Annotated in this window: 11 protein-coding genes; 10 read left to right on the top strand and 1 reads right to left on the bottom strand. The window is 51.9% G+C overall.

What is annotated here, in order from left to right:
- Positions 1-82 precede the first annotated feature (82 nt).
- From DEV76_RS11675 to DEV76_RS11630, 10 genes are all read left to right on the top strand, one after another.
- The gene (locus tag DEV76_RS11675) at positions 83-3,223 is read left to right on the top strand and encodes a SusC/RagA family TonB-linked outer membrane protein (protein ID WP_109698078.1); all 3,141 of its coding nucleotides are present in this window, start codon (positions 83-85) and stop codon (positions 3,221-3,223) included.
- Between the two features lie 11 nt (positions 3,224-3,234).
- Positions 3,235-5,127, top strand: coding sequence for a RagB/SusD family nutrient uptake outer membrane protein (locus tag DEV76_RS11670; protein ID WP_109698077.1), 1,893 nt, complete (start codon positions 3,235-3,237; stop codon positions 5,125-5,127).
- Between the two features lie 18 nt (positions 5,128-5,145).
- Positions 5,146-5,835, top strand: coding sequence for a DUF3823 domain-containing protein (locus tag DEV76_RS11665; protein WP_109698076.1), 690 nt, complete (start codon positions 5,146-5,148; stop codon positions 5,833-5,835).
- A gap of 57 nt (positions 5,836-5,892) precedes the next feature.
- On the top strand, positions 5,893-7,215 hold the full coding sequence (locus DEV76_RS11660) for a glycoside hydrolase family 71/99-like protein (RefSeq protein ID WP_109698191.1): 1,323 nt from the start codon (positions 5,893-5,895) through the stop codon (positions 7,213-7,215).
- Between the two features lie 193 nt (positions 7,216-7,408).
- Entirely contained in the window at positions 7,409-8,185 is a 777-nt protein-coding gene (locus tag DEV76_RS11655) for a hypothetical protein (RefSeq protein ID WP_109698075.1), read from the top strand.
- 130 nt (positions 8,186-8,315) lie between these two features.
- Positions 8,316-9,506, top strand: a complete 1,191-nt coding sequence (locus tag DEV76_RS11650) for an exo-beta-N-acetylmuramidase NamZ family protein (RefSeq protein WP_109698190.1) — start codon at positions 8,316-8,318, stop codon at positions 9,504-9,506.
- Positions 9,507-10,279: 773 nt separating this feature from the next.
- Positions 10,280-13,576, top strand: coding sequence for a SusC/RagA family TonB-linked outer membrane protein (locus DEV76_RS11645; protein ID WP_109698074.1), 3,297 nt, complete (start codon positions 10,280-10,282; stop codon positions 13,574-13,576).
- Between the two features lie 12 nt (positions 13,577-13,588).
- The gene (locus DEV76_RS11640) at positions 13,589-15,352 is read left to right on the top strand and encodes a RagB/SusD family nutrient uptake outer membrane protein (RefSeq protein ID WP_198652035.1); all 1,764 of its coding nucleotides are present in this window, start codon (positions 13,589-13,591) and stop codon (positions 15,350-15,352) included.
- Between the two features lie 97 nt (positions 15,353-15,449).
- Positions 15,450-15,818, top strand: a complete 369-nt coding sequence (locus tag DEV76_RS11635) for a hypothetical protein (protein WP_109698072.1) — start codon at positions 15,450-15,452, stop codon at positions 15,816-15,818.
- 22 nt (positions 15,819-15,840) lie between these two features.
- Positions 15,841-18,129 carry an ATP-binding cassette domain-containing protein gene (locus tag DEV76_RS11630; RefSeq protein ID WP_109698071.1) on the top strand — a complete coding sequence of 763 codons (2,289 nt, stop codon included), beginning with the start codon at positions 15,841-15,843 and terminating at the stop codon, positions 18,127-18,129.
- Here the strand turns inward: DEV76_RS11630 and DEV76_RS11625 are convergent.
- Positions 18,108-18,659 (bottom strand): DUF5063 domain-containing protein, encoded by a 552-nt coding sequence (locus tag DEV76_RS11625; protein ID WP_109698070.1) that lies wholly within the window; start codon positions 18,657-18,659, stop codon positions 18,108-18,110. The two genes, DEV76_RS11630 and DEV76_RS11625, sit on opposite strands and share 22 nt — an antisense overlap.
- Positions 18,660-18,662 lie beyond the last annotated feature (3 nt).

Below are 18,662 nucleotides of genomic sequence, written 5' to 3'. Positions count from 1 at the left end.
GCCTCCCCACTGTAGCCTCTCCGGCTATTCCAGGAGTGAACATCATCCTTTCCAATATGAACAGCATGAAAACATTTACGTTATGAAGAAAATCCATGTACTACTGATGCTGCTTTTCCTGCTTCCCCTCCACCTGATCGCACAACAGAAAACGATCAGCGGTAAGGTGAAGGAAGGGAAAGACGGTACCCCGCTGCCCGGCGTGAGCGTCTATACCACCGACGCTGCCGGTAAAAGAAACGGCGTCACAACAGACGCAAGGGGGCAATACCTCATTCAGGCGCCTGCCAATGCCACCACGCTCACCTTCGCGTTCCTCGGCATGGTTACCCAGACAGAAACCATCGGCAACCGCACCGTCATCGATGTTACCCTTAACTCCACCGAAGAGCAGCTTGCCGGTGTGGTTGTGGTAGGGTATGGTGTAAAACGGAAAGAAGTGGTAACCGGCGCCGTGAGCAACATTACCGGCAAAGAAATCCAGACCACTACCAATATCAGTCTTGCCCAAAAACTGCAGGGTAAAGTGGCCGGACTCCAGATCCGCCAGCTGGGTGGTGAACCGGGTACCTTCAACAACATGATCAACATCCGCGGCTTTGGGACCCCGCTCTTCGTAATCGATGGTATCGCCCGCGATGGCGCCAATGAATTCCAGCGCCTCAACCCGGACGATATCGAAAGCGTGAGCTTCCTCAAAGATGCATCGGCCGCCATTTACGGTCTCCGTGCTGCCAACGGGGTTGTAATCGTTACCACCAAGAAAGGCGCCTCCGGCAAAGCAAACTTCAATTATGCAGGCGTGGTTGGTGTTATGAAACCTACCGACGTACCGCGTATGGCCAACGCAGGAGAATGGCTGCAGATGCGGAACGAGGCAGACATCTTCAGCTTAGGCACCCCTTACTTACCCAAAGATGAACTGCAGAAATGGATAGATGGCGCACCCGGTTATGAAAGCACCGACTGGTACGCCGCCGCCATGAAGAACACGGCCATGCAGCAACAGCATAACCTCTCTGCTTCCGGCGGGAATGATAAAACACAGTACTTCTTCAGCTTCGGATATGCAGACGAGAATTCCCTGCTGCGCAGCAACGATATGTGGTACAAGCGCTTCAACCTGCGCTCCAACATCACCACCATGCTGCACCCCAACCTGAAGGCAGAACTGCTTATCGCAGGGCGGTACGATAACCGTACCGTGCCGGGAGAAAACTTCTTCAACATCTTTAAAGGCACCCGCGTTTCCCTGCCTACAGACAGGGTGTATGCCAACAACAATCCCGAGTATCCCAGCGTGGTGGCGCCCAGCAACCAGAACCCGGTGATCCTCAGTCAGCGTAATATCACAGGCTATAACGAAAGCGTTACCCGCAACGTAATGGCCACCGGCTCCCTCACTTACACAGTGCCTTTCGTGGAAGGACTAAGCCTCCGCGGCGTGGCAGCATACGACCTTACCAGCTATTCCAACAAAGATCTCAGCAAATCGTACGACCTCTACAAATACGTAAACGGTCAGTACCTCCGCGAGCGGCAGCGCGATGCCAATGGCTCTATCTCCAATAACTACGGCAATGGCAACCGCGTTACCCTCCAGGGCCAGGCTAACTACAACCGCACCTTCTTCGCCGATCACAACGTGGCAGCCACGTTCGTAGTGGAACAGCAGCAATACTGGGGCAGAGATGCAGGGCTGCGCAGGTATTATGATTTCTATACCAATGATCAGATCGACCGCGCCAGCCGCGCCCGTATGGAGAACTCCGGTATGGAAAACGAATTCGCTAACCTCTCATACATCGGGCGCCTGTCATACGACTACAAGCGCAAATACATCGTGGAATTCGCATTCCGGGAAGATGGTTCATACCGTTATCATCCCGACCGGCGCTGGGGCTTCTTCCCCGTGGTTACGGGCGGATGGCGCCTGTCTGAAGAACCCTTCATTCAGAAAGCCCTCCCCGTGGTATCCAACCTGAAACTGGATGCATCTTATGGACTGGTAGGAGAGGATGCGGGCGCACCTTTCCAGTACATCGCCGGATTCTCCACGGAAGGCGGCGGATCGTATGAGTTCGGAAACGGAACGCTCACCAGCGGCGCTTCTTCTCCCGGTATCACCAACGAGAAACTGACCTGGTTCACTTCCCGCATCATCAACATCGGTATCGATCTCGGACTGTTCCGTAACAAGTTCACCTTAGAGTTTGATGTGTACCGCCGTAACCGTACCGGTCTGCTGGCACGTAGGAATGTAAGCTTACCCAATACTTTCGGCGGCTCTCTTCCTGATGAGAACCTCAACAGCGACCGTGTGCAGGGCTTCGATTTCACGGTGGGGCATAACAACCGCATCGGGGAATTCCAGTACAACATCTCCGCCAACTTCAACTATTCCCGCATCATGAACCTTTACCAGGAAGGCGACCTGCCGCGCAACAGTTACGAACGCTGGCGCAACGGGCGTACCGACCGGTACAACGATATCGTGTGGGGGCATACCTACCTCGGGCAGTTTGGCAGTCAGGCTGAAATAGATAAGTACCCCCTCCAGGGTGGCGACCTCGCCAACTCCCGCGAGTTGCCCGGCGATTTCAAATACAAAGACGTGAACAACGACGGGGTGATCAACGACGGTGATCTGCTGCCCCTCTGGCTGGGCCAGAACGGTACCAACGATAACCAGAACCCCAGCGGCAAGAATCCCAAGATCAACTACGGTTTCTCACTCGGGGCAAGCTACAAGGGCTTCGATATGAACCTCCTGTTCCAGGGCGCTGCCATGTACACCGTGCGCTTCAGTGAAGTGTATGCAGAAGTGCTGGCCTTCCGTGGCAATACACCGGCGTATTTCTTCGACCGCTGGCACAAGGCCGATCCATACGATCCCAACAGTCAGTGGATCGCCGGTAAATGGCCCGCTACGCGCTTCAACCACAACGTGGGTATGATGTATGCCGAAAGCTCCGTATGGCGCCGTAATGCATCGTATCTCAGGATGAAGAGCCTGGAACTGGGTTACACCGTGCCTGCACAGCTGTATCGCAAAGCAGGACTGGAACGCATCCGTGTATACGCCAGCGGCTTCAACCTGTTCACCTTCGCCGATTCGTTTGTGAAACCGTTTGATCCGGAAAGACTGGAAGGCCTCTTCAACGCCGGGTTCAACTATCCGCTGATGCGCACCTACAACTTCGGCCTTAACGCAAACTTTTAAAACAGGACTTTATGCAGACTTACCATAAAATATTGACATGCCTCATGGTGTTGCTGCTCTTCAGCTGCAAGTCCGTGCTGGATCTCAAGCCTACCGACAAGATCCTGGCCAAAGACCTCTTCGGCGACCCCGAAGGTGTGAAGCTGTACATGGCCAACTTATACTATCAGCTGCCCATGGAAGATTTCGCTTTCTTCCGTGCCGGCTTCAACCAGAACCATCAGGACCCTAATAACGGGGGCTTTGCACCAGCCATGGTTACCGACGAAGCCGTGCATTCCGAATTCGGCGACTTTGTGGGAGATGGTGATTTCCATTGGTGGGACCAGGGTTACAAGCTCATCCGCGATGTGAACCTGCTCATTGATGCCATTCCTACTTTGGATATCATAGAAACCGAGCGTAAGAAGCTGACAGGGGAGAGCGCATTCATTAAAGCCTTCGCTTATTTCGCACTGGCGAAGCGTTATGGCGGCGTTCCGCTCATTAAGGCTACCCAGCAATACACCGGCGATGTAGAGGCCCTTAAAGTGCCCCGCAGTACCGAAAAGGCAACCTGGGATTATGTGATGGAGCTCTGCGATCAGGCCATCGCTAACCTCGAACCGGGAGATGGGAAGAGCCGCAGGGCTACGAAGTACACCGCTGCCGCTTTAAAATCCCGCGCTGCCCTGCATGCCGCTTCAGTAGCCAAATTCTGGAACCGCGCACCCATGTCGGGGACTGCGGTAACCGATAAGCTGGTGGGTATGACGGCCGCCGATGCTGCCGGATATTACACCGCCTGCATCCAGGCCAGCGAGCTCATCATGCAATCAGGCGTATTTGCTTTGTACGGCGCTACACCGGCATCCCCGGAAGAAGCGGCGGAGAACTACCGCATGCTGTTTCAGAATCCAAACGGTGGTGATAAGGAAACCATTCTTATCAAAGGGTTCACATTGCCCGGTAACTTCACCGGCCATAACTACGACATCTGGTATCAGCCCGCACAGTCTGCCAACGGATGGCCGCACCCCGGCCGTATGAACCCCACGCTGGATCTGGTAGATACCTACGAGCGGTACGACAGGCCCGGCCTGGCATCGCCCGTGGTAACCACTACAGAAGGGGATGTGACGGATTATGGCGGCTACAATCCCAGCCTGCACTACCTCCAGTTCGATTCTCCGAACGATATTTTCAAAGGGAGAGACGCACGCCTCTGGGGCACAGCCATCCTCCCCGGTACAGGCTGGAAAGGCACGCCTATTATTATACAGGCTGGATATGTGCAGCCAAACGGACAGGCCGTGATCCGTACCAAAGCGGAAACTACGATTAACGGTACTACCTATTACACGTATGGTGCCGCTAATACCTCGCAGTACTCAGGGTTCGATTCTTATGGCGGGAACAACACACGCACAGGCTTTTCCTTCAAAAAGTTCATGAACCAGAACGCTCCTGTAATGGCGGGCTGGAACCAGAGTACTACCGATTTCATAGAGTTCCGGTATGCGGAAGTGCTGCTCAACTATGCCGAAGCCGTAGTGGAAAGCGGAACGGGTAATGCTGCAGAAGCTGCCAAGGCACTGAATGATATCCGCCGCCGTGCTGCACACACTACCGCAATCCCGCTTACTGCAGCAGCAGTGCAACGCGAAAGGAGGGTAGAGCTGGCTTTTGAGAACAAACGCTTCTGGGATCTCATCCGCCGCCGGGAGTTCCATACCGAATTCAACAACCGGCTGCTGCATTCCATCCTGCCCCTGCAGGACCTCCGCGCACTGCCCGCCGTCAAATACATCTTTGTGCGCGTGGTAGTACCCAACAGCAACCCGAAAACATTCGCAGAGCGCTCGTACTACCGTTACATCCCCGGTATCGCGGGGAATGGACTGGTACAAAACCCGCAGTATTGATCTGTAAAAACTAAGATTATGAAAAGAACCGCTTATATTTTAAGCATGCTGCTCATCGCATTTACAGCCTGCAAAAAAGATAACTACGACGGACCAACGGCCACGCTATACGGTAACATCTATGATGCCGGCACCAAAACACTGCTGGAGCAGGATATCATCCGCGGGTCGGTAGTAGAGATCAAAGAACATGGATGGGAAAACGTGCAGCCCCAGTGGCTCATTTTTAAAGTAGATGGTGCGTATGAAAATTCGCTGCTGTTCGAAAATAGTTACTCTGTAGCACCTGTTAGGGGCAACTTCATCCCTGTAGAACCGCAGGACGTTAGGATAGCAGGGCGCACCCAGCTGGATTTCAGCGTTACGCCATACATCCGCATCGTAAACCCTTCCATTACGAGGAACGGTAACATTGTAACTGCCACCTTCAGCCTGCAGCAGCAGGTAACGAACAACGTTCGTAAAATAGGACTGTATGCGCATAGTGATTTCAGGGTAGGGGAGCCCTTAAGGCTTACGGCGGCTGAGCAGGAAATCAATGCCGTTACCGATCCGGCGCATGTATATACACTCACCATCGATCTGCAGGCTCCTAACATCCGGGATATCCTGAAGCCGGGGAAAACGTATTACTTCCGCATCGGTGCGCTGATAGACGCTACTGAGTCCAAACCCAATTATGCGAAAGCCGTGGCTTTTGATCTGTAAACCTTTTGCCTGCGGAGGCGCTTGTCTCCGCAGGCATACTTCGCTCCAGCATCACATATGAAAACCATTCTTTTATCCGCGATTGTACTCATCGCCATGAGCTGCTCCAAGAACGGCGGCTCCCGTGGCCAGGAACCACCGCCGCCACCTCCTGTTAAGGAAATCGTGTACGACGAAACCGGGTGCCTCTACACGGCATACGATAACCTCGTGATGGCAGGTTACCAGGGCTGGTTTGCCGCAGAAGGTGATGGCTCCGAAAGAGGCTGGTACCACCTCGGCTTAGGCTCCTGCGGTGGTTTTAAACCCGGCTGCTCAGCGGTAGACTTCTACCCGGACATGACGGAATACACACAGAAGTACAAAACACCGTTTAAGTATGCCGACGGGTCGGATGCTTATATGTATAGTCCGTACGACGAATCCACGGTAGATCTCCACTTCAAATGGATGAAGGATTACGGGATAGACGGCGTGTTTATGCAACGCTTCGTGGGTGAGGTGAAAAACACCAATCCCAAAGGCAAAAGGCATTTCAATAAAGTACTGGAAAACGCACTGAAGGCGGCGAAGAAATACGGTCGTGCCATCTGCGTGATGTACGACCTCAGCGGATGTGCGCCCGAAGATGTAGCCTATCTGGAACAGGACTGGAAAGAACTGCAAACCATCTTCAACCTGTTCGACAATAAAGCCAACCCCACCTACCTGCGGCATAATAAAAAGCCACTGGTAGTGATCTGGGGCGTAGGCTTTAACGATAACCGCAGGTATACCACCGCTAATGTGGATGCGCTGGTAGACAAGCTGAAAGGCCCTGAGAAACGCGTATCCGTTATGCTGGGTGTGCCATACTACTGGCGCAGTATGCGGAACGATACGGAGAACAATCCCGGCCTGCATTCCCTCATCAGAAAGTGCGACATCGTTATGCCATGGGCCGTAGGCCGCTATAGCAGCGGTAACTATGCACAGGTGGCAGGCGTGGAGCTGGCGGCGGATATACAGTGGTGTAAAACCAACAATGTTACCTATGTGCCGCTGGCTTTCCCCGGCTTCAGCTGGGGTAACCTGAAAAATGATCCCGCGCAGTACAACAGCATCCCCCGCCTGAAAGGCGATTTCCTCTGGCAGCAGGTAGCCGGTGCTAAGATCTCCGGCGCACGCTCACTATACGTAGCCATGTTTGACGAAATAGACGAAGGCACGGCCATCTATAAATGCGCCAGGGAAGGGGAGCTGCCCCTGCATGGCGACCGGCGCTTCATTGGCCTCGATCCCGAACTGGCCAGCGATTATTACCTCTGGCTCACTGGCCAGGCGGGCCGCTGGTTCAAGGGAGAAGGGGGCTTTGGTACAACCAAACCGGTACGCCCTTAAAGGCACATCTCTTTCCTGGTGTTACACACGTATATATGCCCCCTCGGCCCGCTCCCGGGCTGGGGGGCTTTTTCGTTTCAAGGGGGCATTCCGCCACTTCGATCACCGGAATTCCCATTCTATCCGCATCTGTGCTGCGGGATACAGGCAGGTGGCTACTTTTGGGTATTGGTAACCCCTAACATATATCGCCATGCTGAAAAAAATTATCATCGCTTCATTAACTGTAGGCCTCGTAGCCTTCACCACCAATACCATCATTTCCCGGCTGGGCGTATCTGACGAAGATGCCCAAAAGGCCGTTTCCCGCGGTATGTACACCGGTAAGCTCGACCTCATTGCCATGTACAAAGCCAAACAGATCCCTGCAGGCGAACGTGCTGCCGCGGTGAAGGAAATGGGTGATTACATCAAGGCTTACGTCATGTCTCCCGAATACAAGGAAGCTTACGTGGAAGGCTGGGAGAAAGAAGCCCCGCAGGATGCGAACGGCAAACTGAGAGCCGCCATTAAAAAGAGTGAGAAGGATTACAAGGATATGGAAGAACTCCATAGAACCGCTGAGCCTGAAAACAAAGAAGGCTACGCTGCCGCACTTAAAGCCATGAAAGACATGATCGATATCCTGAAAGACCCGAAGCATAAAATGCATAAGGTCTATGTACAGGGTATCGCAGGTGGAGTGCCCGGCCCGCCTACAGCCGCATTCAAAGCCGAACTGGCTAAGTTCGAGCAAACCTATCCCGGAACGGTGGAAGGCATGCTGAAGCTGCGACTGAAATCTTTCCTGACACTTACCTCAGATATCGACTTCAACGCCCCGCTGGTGAAGAAGGGTAATAAAATGATTTTTGAAGATCCCTTACTGGAAAAAAGAAGCCGGGAATGGAAGATGTGCTTCCGTGCCGGACCAGAAACCATCAAGGCCGCCCGCGCTTATGCAGAGGCCTGGCTGAAAGAGCTTCCCTAGTTTTGTAGCAATCAAAACGGATGTGTACAAGGGGCGCCACTGTGAGGGGGGCGCCCTTTTTGTTTCATTTAACAGCGAAATAACGGTAAGAGGCATTAAGTTTGTCTTTATGGAAAGAGAATACAACCGTATGAAACCATTGATCGTAAGTCTGTTGGCCATCGGCCTGTTTATAGCACCATCCGCCCGTGCGCATGAGCCCATCATCACCGGGGCCGACCAGGTGAAGGCATACCTCCCCCTGCTGAAAGGTAAAAAGGTGGGGATGATGGTAAACCCTACTTCCATTATCGGCAACACCCCGATAGTAGATAGTCTGCTTTCGCTGGGCGTAAAGATCAAAACCATCTTCGGGCCTGAGCATGGCTTCCGCAACAACGCCAGCAATGGGGCAGAGGTGGCAGACGAGATCGATCCCCAAACCGGTATTCCCATTGTATCCCTCTACGGTAACCGCCGTAAGCCTACTCCCGCCCAGATGGCCGCTATCGATGTGATGGTGTTTGACCTGCAGGATGTAGGCTGCCGTTTCTATACCCTCATCAATACCCTCCGTGAGATTATGGAAGCCTGTGCAGACGCCAGCAAGCCGCTCATTATCCTCGACAGGCCTAATCCCAACGGGTATGTAGACGGGCCGGTACTGGATATGAAACATGAATCAGGCATCGGGCGGTATCCTGTTCCCATCACCCATGGCATGACCATCGGTGAATTTGCCCGTATGATCAACGGACAGGGATGGATGCGCAATAAGAAGAAGTGCAACATCAAAGTGATTACCGTAAAGAATTACCGGCACGATATGGATTATGTATTGCCCGTAGCACCATCGCCCAACCTCAATACCGCAGAATCGATCGTATTATACCCTTCCCTGTGCCTTTTTGAAGGAACCATCATCAGCCAGGGCCGCGGTACGATGATGCCTTTTACGATACTGGGAGCGCCTGCGCTGAAAGGGAAGTATGATTTCACTTTCACGCCTAAAAGCATCCCCGGTAAAAGCGAATCACCTTTGCATAAGGATCAGACCTGCTACGGCCTCGACCTCCGCACATTCGATATTACCCCCTGGCGCAAACGCGGGCAGATCAACATCAGCTGGATGATTGAGATGTACAAAGCCTATCCCAACAAAGCGCAGTTCTTCGACAGGAGTTACAGCCCGGCAATGGGCAGCATTGAATTCCTTGCGGGCACAAGCGCCTTCAGGCAACAGATAATAGCCGGTGTAAGTGAAGCAGAGATCAGGAAGAGCTGGGAGCCGGGCCTCAGTAAGTACAAGCAGATGCGGAAAAAATACCTCCTGTACCCTTGAACCATACATAACAGCCAACTTGCAGCAAAGGGCCCGGAAACGGGCCTTTTGCAATTATTTTATTGAAGTTAAAATAGTTGTTAAAAGAGATGTTAAAAAAAAGAAAAAAAAGAAAGTATATCTGATATATTTGTAAGGAACAGTAATTAAAACCAATTTCAAATCGGAACATCCGTATCATATTATTGAAAACACAGCAGTGAGAGGAAACCCGTGAAACCAGGAGCATTAAGCTGTAAACCGAACAGATAATTTCGGAAAGGCAATTATTCAATTAACAGGATCAAATCGAATCGAAGTATGAACATTTCACAGTATCACTACCTAATTAGCTAGTATTTACCGTTACATGCAGCAGTGAACCAGGCTTGAATTAAACCGTTATGCATTCGCCGCGGAAGCTGTATGCCCGGCAACCAGTAATCAACATCAGCTTATGTGCCATAGGACAATATGCGCAGGCCAATGATTATCACCGTTTTTAGAGGAACAAATCGAATCGAAAGTATGAGGCATATGTCTGACAGAGCGGCGTATCATTTCCATGAACGGAAGTAAGCGCCGCGTAAATAACCATTTACGGTAATCTACCCTTTAAAAAGAATGTAAAACGACGTGTATAACGCCGATCGCCACTGCTATGCCTGCAACCGATTGCGGTAACGTACCCGTGTATAAAAACGAACCGTTATGATATGCTACTCAAGGGGGCCCTGACATTAGGGAAATCATCACATGTCCATCTTTTTTGCTTATATACAAATCAAACCGATATGCTATTCCATCCATCGAAATCATTGCGGCCCCATGGCTGCAACCAGGCGGTACGGCGCATCACGGGGCTCGTCCCGGCCGCACTCTCTGCCTGCCTGCTGATGGGCTTTGCCACTTCCGGCATTGCCCGCGCGCCATATGAGGCCGCAGCATTTGACAGGAAAATCACCGGCCGTGTTACAGACGGCACAGGAGGCGGCCTCCCCGGCGTTACCATTGCCCTCAAAGGCGGCACCACCGGCACTGTAACCAATCCCAACGGAGAGTATTCCCTCAACGTTCCAGACACCGGCGCAATCCTCGTATTCCGCTTTGTAGGGTACGATACCAAAGAGATCGCAGTAGGCTCACAGTCGCGCATTGATGTGGTTATGACCACTGCTGCGAAAGGGTTGAATGAACTGGTAGTGGTAGGTTACGGTACCCAGAAGAAAGTAAACCTGACAGGTGCGGTTACCGCAGTGAGGGCAGAAGAGCTGGTAAACCTGGCGCCTTCCAATCTCTCCAACGCACTTGCCGGCCGTGCTCCTGGTGTAAACGTAACAAATACCTCCGGCCTCGCAGGCGCCTCTTCCAGCATCCGCATCCGCGGCAGCTTCGGAGACCCGTTATTCGTGATCGACGGTGTGGTACGCGACAAAGAAGCATTCGACGCTCTCGAAGCCGCAGAAGTAGATCAGATGAGCTTCCTGAAAGATGCGGCTACAGCATCCATTTACGGTTCCCGCGCAGGAAACGGGGTTGTACTCGTTACCACCAAGAAAGGTACCAGCTCCAAACCGATCTTCAACTTCCAGTCGAACTACACAACCAACCGCCCTACTATGACGCTCCACTCCGACAAGACCAATGCTACGGACGAGCTCGTTTACCAGAACAGGGTGGCTGAATTCCAGAAAACACCGCTGCCCAACAGCCAGCGTGAGTTCGACTATTTCAAGGATAAGGAATATAACGTTAACGACTTCATCTGGCAGAATCCCTGGAGCATGCGCCACTCACTCAGCGTATCGGGCGGCAGCGACCGTATCCAGTACTACTCCATGCTGAGCTATCGCAGCGAAGAAGGGTCTTACAAAAGCCTCGAACATAAAAAGGTAAACATGCGCTCGAATGTTACCGCTAAGATTTCGGACGCGATCAAGGTTAACCTCAACATCTCCGCATTCCAGGAAAACCAGGACCGCTTCTTCTGGCCTTTCGGCGGATCGGAGAACGATGATGAATACGATATCTCCGATATCTACCGTGTTACCTTCAACTGGCCTAAAACTTATCCGTTCTACCTCACGGCCAACGGCCAGCCGGCCGACCATATCACCCCGTATCCCGTGCAGCCTGTAATGGGCAGCTGGCAAATGTGGAATGTGATCGATCAGGTGGTGGGCGACCGCTATATCAATCTGCGCAAAAGGAACCTGAATACCATTCTCGGTATCGACATAAACCTCGATAAATACGTGAAAGGCCTGTCATCCAAAGTAGTGGGCAACTATGTAGCGGAAGATTATATGCGCAAACGCTACATGACCTATCAGAAAGCTTATTCCTTCATCCCTGCCGACCCTTCCGGCAACCGTTTCATCCCGGGCCCGCCCAGCGAGGATAAGACTGTTATCTTCAACTTCAGCCAGAACCAGCCTTTCCTGGATTACCGGCTTTCTACGCTGTGGAGCTACCAGTTCAACTGGTTCCTGAACTACAACCGCTCATTTGGCAAACATGCTATAGATGCATTGGCTGTATTTGAGCAGGCCGAGAATGGTGGGTATGGTGCAACCTCCCGCGCAGAGAATCCGGTTCCCATAGATAACCTGGATCAGTCTTTCGCTTATTCCTCTGACCGAATGTTCCGCGATGCCAGTGCATGGGAAGAAGTAGGCGCCCGCCAGTCGTGGATCGGCCGTGTGAACTATAATTACGCCAGTAAATACATTGCGGAATTCTCTTTCCGTTATGATGGCAATACCCTTTTCCCTTCTAACAGCCGCTGGGGCTTTTTCCCCTCGGTATCAGCCGCATGGCGCATTTCAGAAGAGGGCTTCTTTAAAAACGCCACCAGCTTCTTCGATGAGCTGAAACTGCGTGCCTCTTACGGTACAACGGGTAATGACCTGAATACTGTGGCTGAACGTATCGCACCTTTCAGGTTCAATGCTTTTTATCAGAACTCCGGAACGTATATGTATGGCGACCGGCTGTATACCACCATCCGTCCCGGCCCTACACCCAATCCGAATCTTACATGGGCCACCACATCGTCTTATAACGCCGGTCTTGATTTCGTGATCTTTAAAAACAGGCTGATCGGTACGGCAGACGTGTTCCTCCGTAAGGAAACCGACATCCTCGGCCAGCGCGATGTGAAGCTGCCGGATTCCTATGGCATGGACCTCGCACCTGAGAACTATGCCGCACGTTCCTGGAGAGGGGCCGATTTTACCCTCGAATGGCGTGATAAAGCTTTTGGCAACAAAATCAGCTATTCCGTTACAGGTAACGTAGGCTTCGCCAGAGACCGCTGGGATGTGTACGACGAATCTCCATTATTTGCACCAGGCGGTAACCGCAACTTCGAGTCGAGGGTAGGCCGTCCGGAGAACAGGATCATCGGATACAAATCTGCCGGCATCATACGCACACAGGAACAGCTGGATGCACTGATCGCAAAAGGATTCACACAGTTTAGCCGCCAGCCTTATCTCGGCGCCATCCTGTATGAAGATATCCGTGGCGCAGGCTTTTCGCCCGGTCCCGACGGAAAGGTGGATGCAAACGATGTGGATCTGCTCTCTACCAATAACACTCCCCGTGTAAACTTTGGTCTGGGCCTCAATGTATCGTGGAAGAACTGGGCATTACAAACCTTCTTCCAGGGCGTTACATCTTACGACCGCATCATCAGCAACCAGGAAGGTGGCGGTATGCGCCAGCATGGCGGTACTGTTCGCCCATATTATCCCATCTGGGCAGGTGATGTATACACACCGGAAACTCCCAATGGAAAATATCCCCGTCCTGTAGGTAACTCCGGCTGGCAGGAAGCAGGTGCAGCCGCATCTACCTTCTGGATCCGCAATGGCGCGTACTTCCGTATGAAGATGCTGAACCTCGGATACAACCTTCCGAAAAGCTGGCTTAACAAGGTTGGCCTGAGCAGTGCCCAGTTGTATTTCAACGGAACCAACCTGTTCGCATTATCCGCCATGAAAGAATTCCATGACCCGGAACAGAAGAACTACGATTCTTATCCTGTCATGAAAGCGTTCACCTTCGGCGCAGATATTAAGTTCTAAAAAAGCATGATCATGAAAAAGACAGTAATAGCTATAGTACTTGCCGCAGGAATGTTCGCATCCTGCAAAAAAGTGCTCGATATAGAAGACATCAATTCCTACAAACCGGAACAGGTGTGGAACGATGAAAACCTGGCCAATGCATACATCGCCAACATTTATACGGTGTTCGGCAACTGGAGCCCTTCGGAAGACCGCTTTTCCGAACAGGTGATAGGCATCGCCCTGCCCAAGGATCTTATACTTACCAACAACGGTAACTTTAAGCTGTGGGACTATGGACGCATCCGCCTCATCAACCAGGCTATCATTGATGTGCAGAAAGGTAACCTGCGGCAGGCTGCCAAGGAAAGCATCACCGCCCAGGCGCTTTTCCTCCGGGCTTATATCTACTTCAGAATGGTGATGTACCATGGCGGTGTGCCTTACCTGAAAGTACCGCAGGACCGTTTTACGGATGACCTCTACATTCCCCGTAACTCCACCGCCGAATGCTTTGATCTTATCATCAAAGATATTGACGATGCCATCGCACTGCTGCCGGAGTATAACACGCCAACGTCTGCCGATTATGGTAAAATCGATGATATGTTTGCACTGGCGTTTAAGGCGAAAGTTCTCCTCTACAAAGCCTCTCCCCAGTTCCATTCTTCCAATCCATGGAACAATACGGATTGGGCTGCTGCGTATACTGCCAATAAAAAGGCATATGACGATCTGAAGGCGAAAGGCTTTAAGCTGGTAGACGATTACGCCAATATCACCATCGTTGAAAGAGGCCCTGAAACCGTGTTCCCCGTTATCAACCAATACCCCAGCAAGGTTACGAACTGGGATAACGGTGTGCGCCCCGGTTCAGAAAGCCGCGGCCCTGCTTCGGCGGTACCCACCTGGGAATTCATCAAAGCTTTCCCCATGAAAGACGGAAAGCTGTATAATGATCCTACAAGTGCTTATCACAAAACCGAAGCAGTATTCCAGCAATCCTACTGGGAAAACCGCGACCCCCGATTCAACAAAGCCATTGTATGGAATGGTAAGAACTATCCGGTAAGCGGCAAAACCAATAAACGGTTGTATACCATGCTGGGTATTGCTGACCCGCTGGACGATTTCGGGACTAATCCTGCAGCTGCCGTTAACTCTTCCAACATGGACCGCTATTCGGGTTTCTTCATCCTGAAAAACAGCCTGCTGCGCCTCACAGGAGCACAGGTACTGCAATATGATGTGGATTTCGTGCTGATGCGGTTTGCGGAAGTGATGCTCAACTATGCAGAAACTGCCAATGAAACCGGCCGTATCAATGAAGCCATGGATATCCTGAAAGCTATCCGCCAGCGCGCAGGTATTGAACCCGGTGTTGATGGTAATTATGGAATTGTAGCCACTACCCGTGAACAGATGCGCGAGGCAATCCTCAATGAAAGGAACATCGAACTCTGCTTCGAAGGCCACCGCTTCTGGGACCTCCGCCGCCTGCGTATGCTCAGCAAGCTGAACAATACCACCAAATACGGTTTGGAAGCCATTACCATCGAAGCAAACGGTACAGACATGGATCTCAGGAAAGCCGCAGGCCTCGCTGCTGCCAATTCTCTCACGGAATCCAATTTCCGTTATGTATTGCAGCAGGTGCCACGCACCGGTGTGAAAGTAAATACAGTACCTGATACGTATTATTTCTTCCCGCTGCACCGCGACTGGATCGACCGTAACCCTAAACTTGTTCAGAACAAGGACTGGGGCGGAACATTTGTTCCTACACTTGATTAACAGTGTCTCATATTGATATTCCGAAAGGCCGCACTTATTGGTGCGGCCTTTTCTTTTGTAAAAGTTTTCTTAATTTCCGGGACTTAAACCATTGACTATGAAATTCGTAACCTTTTTTGCCGCAACTGCAATGATAGCCATGACGGCCTGCAACAGCGGTACGGCAGAACAATCTTCCAAAGATTCGGTACCGGCCACACCGGTTAAGCCGGTGGAAGAAATACCTGTGGAAGATGGCCCCCCGCCCGTTACCGGAGTAGTACAGGAAGTGATTGTAGGGAAAGACGGATATACCGCGAAGATCAAAACCGCGCAGGACTCTGTATTCTATGCCACCATTTCAATGTCTAACCTTAACGATCACATGCAATTCCGCACTGCCAAACCAGGTGATACCCTCCACATATCCGGCGAACGCTGGCAAATGGAAGACCAGATTCAGATAACGGTACGGGAATTGAAGTGATTTCCTCCAAACGGAGGAAACCATGCGGAAAGAACATATCATCATCAAAGGAGCGAGGGAACATAACCTGAAGAATATTTCCCTGCGCATCCCTAAGAACAGGATTACTGTTTTTACCGGTGTATCCGGCTCAGGGAAATCATCACTCGTATTCGATACCATTGCGGCAGAATCGCAACGGCAGCTGAACGAGACTTTCCCGGCCTTTATCCGCCACCGGCTACCGCATTACGGGCATCCCGATGCCACGGAGCTGTCTAATCTATCACCCGCCGTTATCATCGATCAGAAGCCCATTGGCGGCAATGCACGTTCCACCGCAGGAACTGCTACAGATATATACACCCTGCTGCGGTTGCTCTTCTCCCGGATAGGACAGCCGTTCATCGGTTACTCCGATATCTTTTCCTTTAACCACCCCAACGGCATGTGCCCGGAGTGTGAAGGGCTGGGCAAGGTTTCGGTACTGGATACCGATCAGTTTTTCGATACTTCAAAATCCCTCAACGAAGGCGCCATACTTTTCCCTACGTTCGCAAGGGGAAGCTGGCGGTTCAGCCGTTACGTCTGTTCCAACCTGTTCGACCCGGATAAGAAACTGGAAGATTATACGGAAGAAGAATGGCACAACCTGCTGTATGCCGATGAACTGAAACTGCCTGATCCATTGCCCTGCTGGCCACGCTCACAGAAGTTCTATGAAGGTATCGTGCCCCGGTTCAGAAGGAGCTACCTCGCCAAAGATTCAAAAGAACTGTCAGGCAAACATAAGACAGCATTTGAAAAGGTACTGACGCGGGGCGATTGCCCGGCCTGTAAAGGCACACGCCTCAACGATAAGGTGCTTTCCTGCCGCATCGGTAAATACAATATTGCGGATTGCGCTGCCATGGAAATTCCTGTGCTGGCGGAATTCATAGCTGCAATAACACATCCGCAGGCCGTCACAATGGTAAAGGCTGTCAACGAACGGCTGCAGCATATGATCGACATCGGGCTGCACTACCTCACACTCAACCGGGAAACCGGAACCCTTTCCGGCGGCGAGTCGCAACGTATCAAGATGGTGCGGCACCTGGGAAGTAGTTTGTCGGATATGACGTATATCCTCGATGAGCCCAGCATCGGCCTTCATCCCAGAGACGTACACCAGCTCAATCAACTGCTGTTTCAACTGCGCGATAAAGGCAACACCGTTCTCGTTGTGGAACACGACCCCGACGTGATTGCCGTAGCGGACCATATTGTGGACATGGGGCCCCATGCAGGAACGGAAGGAGGGAACATCGTGTTCGAAGGCCCCCTCGATGAACTGAGGGAATCCGATACCTTGACCGCACAATATTGGAACCGTAAACCCCGCATTAATTCCACACCGCGAATTCCTGATAACTGGATCAGCATCAGGAATGCCCGGCTGCACAACCTGAAGAACGTTAGCGTGAAAATTCCGAAAGGAGTACTGACGGTTGTTACCGGTGTGGCTGGTTCAGGTAAAAGCAGTCTGATTAACGGTGTTTTACCCAAACAGGTACCCAACGCCATCCGTATCAGCCAATCGCCTATAACTGGTACCCGGCGTTCCCATATGGCCTCGTACACGGAGATCTTTGATGAGATCAGGGGGATGTTTGCTAAAGAGAATAAAGTACGCATGTCGCTCTTCAGCAGCAACTCCGAAGGCGGTTGCCCTGTCTGCAAAGGACTGGGTGAAATCACGCTCGACCTCGCTTTTATGGACCCCGTCACCACCACGTGTGAAGAATGCGGCGGTAAGCGATACACGGAGGAAGCACTGCAATACCGCTTAAACGGTAAAAATATTTATGAAGCACTGCATCAGACTGTAGATGAAGCCATCGTATTTTTCTCAGCTGCTGATGCCATCCGCACCATGCTGGAAAAACTGCGGGATACAGGGCTTGGTTATCTTACCCTTTCCCAGCCACTGTCTACCTTATCCGGCGGGGAGCGCCAGCGTATTAAACTGGCCATGCGGTTAGAGGAAGCGGAGGATCAGCTGTTCATCATGGATGAACCTACTACGGGCCTGCATATGAGCGATGTGGCACGGCTGCTGCAGATCTTCAGCCGCATCGTGGATAAGGGGAATACGCTGATTGTAGTAGAGCATAACCTCGATGTGATCAGTCAGGCGGATCATATCATTGATCTGGGCCCCGGTGCGGGGCGCGAAGGAGGCACAGTGGTGTTTGAAGGAACACCTGCTGCGCTGGCCGCAGATCCACATTCCGTTACCGGGAAGTTCTTACAGAAATATCTCTCCGGTCATTTATCGCGGCGCAGATAATGCAGGGCGCGCAGGGCATTCACACAATGGTTGCCCCAATGCCCCTGGAAGCCGAGATGCAATGTCCGGCAGGCCATTTCCACTTCGGCGGAAGTGCGTGCCTGTTTGATCACATGCAGCTCCCGCTTCAGATCTTCATATATATCCTGCAGGTCGTCTGCCAGCCAGCCCAACCCCAGTTCAGGCTCTTCCATGGCCGTGATGAGTGGATTGTATGCCTCCCAGTAATAAGTGTTGATGCCCAGATCGCTGAGCAGGATGCCGATATTGTGAAAAGCCGGATCTTCAATATCATCGGCATCTTCCACATCGGTTTTGGGAATGGGTTGCAAGTGCAGTCCGGCTGCATACAATTGCGTCAGCAATGGGCGTACCTGCTGGCAATAAGCAAATGCATCCTTCCCGGGATGTTCTGTGAGGTCGATGAACCGTTTAGCGGCAAATAGAAAATCCTGTGTGCTGTCGAGCAACAGATAGGTTTCGGTTTCCGGCGTTACTACGCCGGAAGGATAAGGGAACAGGGTTGACATGGA

It is taken from the genome of Chitinophaga deserti, assembly GCF_003149455.1.
GTDB classification, from domain to species: Bacteria; Bacteroidota; Bacteroidia; order Chitinophagales; family Chitinophagaceae; genus Chitinophaga; species Chitinophaga deserti.
Note: the sequence above shows the minus strand (reverse complement) of the source record. Positions and strands in the feature narration are given on the sequence as shown.

Excerpts from the sequence above, each read along its gene's own strand:
- DEV76_RS11675 (WP_109698078.1), top strand. The coding sequence starts at position 83 with ATGAAGAAAATCCATGTACTACTGATGCTGCTTTTCCTGCTTCCCCTC.
- DEV76_RS11670 (WP_109698077.1), top strand. The coding sequence starts at position 3,235 with ATGCAGACTTACCATAAAATATTGACATGCCTCATGGTGTTGCTGCTC.
- DEV76_RS11665 (WP_109698076.1), top strand. The coding sequence starts at position 5,146 with ATGAAAAGAACCGCTTATATTTTAAGCATGCTGCTCATCGCATTTACA.
- DEV76_RS11660 (WP_109698191.1), top strand. The coding sequence starts at position 5,893 with ATGAAAACCATTCTTTTATCCGCGATTGTACTCATCGCCATGAGCTGC.
- DEV76_RS11655 (WP_109698075.1), top strand. The coding sequence starts at position 7,409 with ATGCTGAAAAAAATTATCATCGCTTCATTAACTGTAGGCCTCGTAGCC.
- DEV76_RS11650 (WP_109698190.1), top strand. The coding sequence starts at position 8,316 with ATGAAACCATTGATCGTAAGTCTGTTGGCCATCGGCCTGTTTATAGCA.
- DEV76_RS11645 (WP_109698074.1), top strand. The coding sequence starts at position 10,280 with ATGCTATTCCATCCATCGAAATCATTGCGGCCCCATGGCTGCAACCAG.
- DEV76_RS11640 (WP_198652035.1), top strand. The coding sequence starts at position 13,589 with ATGAAAAAGACAGTAATAGCTATAGTACTTGCCGCAGGAATGTTCGCA.
- DEV76_RS11635 (WP_109698072.1), top strand. The coding sequence starts at position 15,450 with ATGAAATTCGTAACCTTTTTTGCCGCAACTGCAATGATAGCCATGACG.
- DEV76_RS11630 (WP_109698071.1), top strand. The coding sequence starts at position 15,841 with ATGCGGAAAGAACATATCATCATCAAAGGAGCGAGGGAACATAACCTG.
- DEV76_RS11625 (WP_109698070.1), bottom strand. The coding sequence starts at position 18,659 with ATGTCAACCCTGTTCCCTTATCCTTCCGGCGTAGTAACGCCGGAAACC.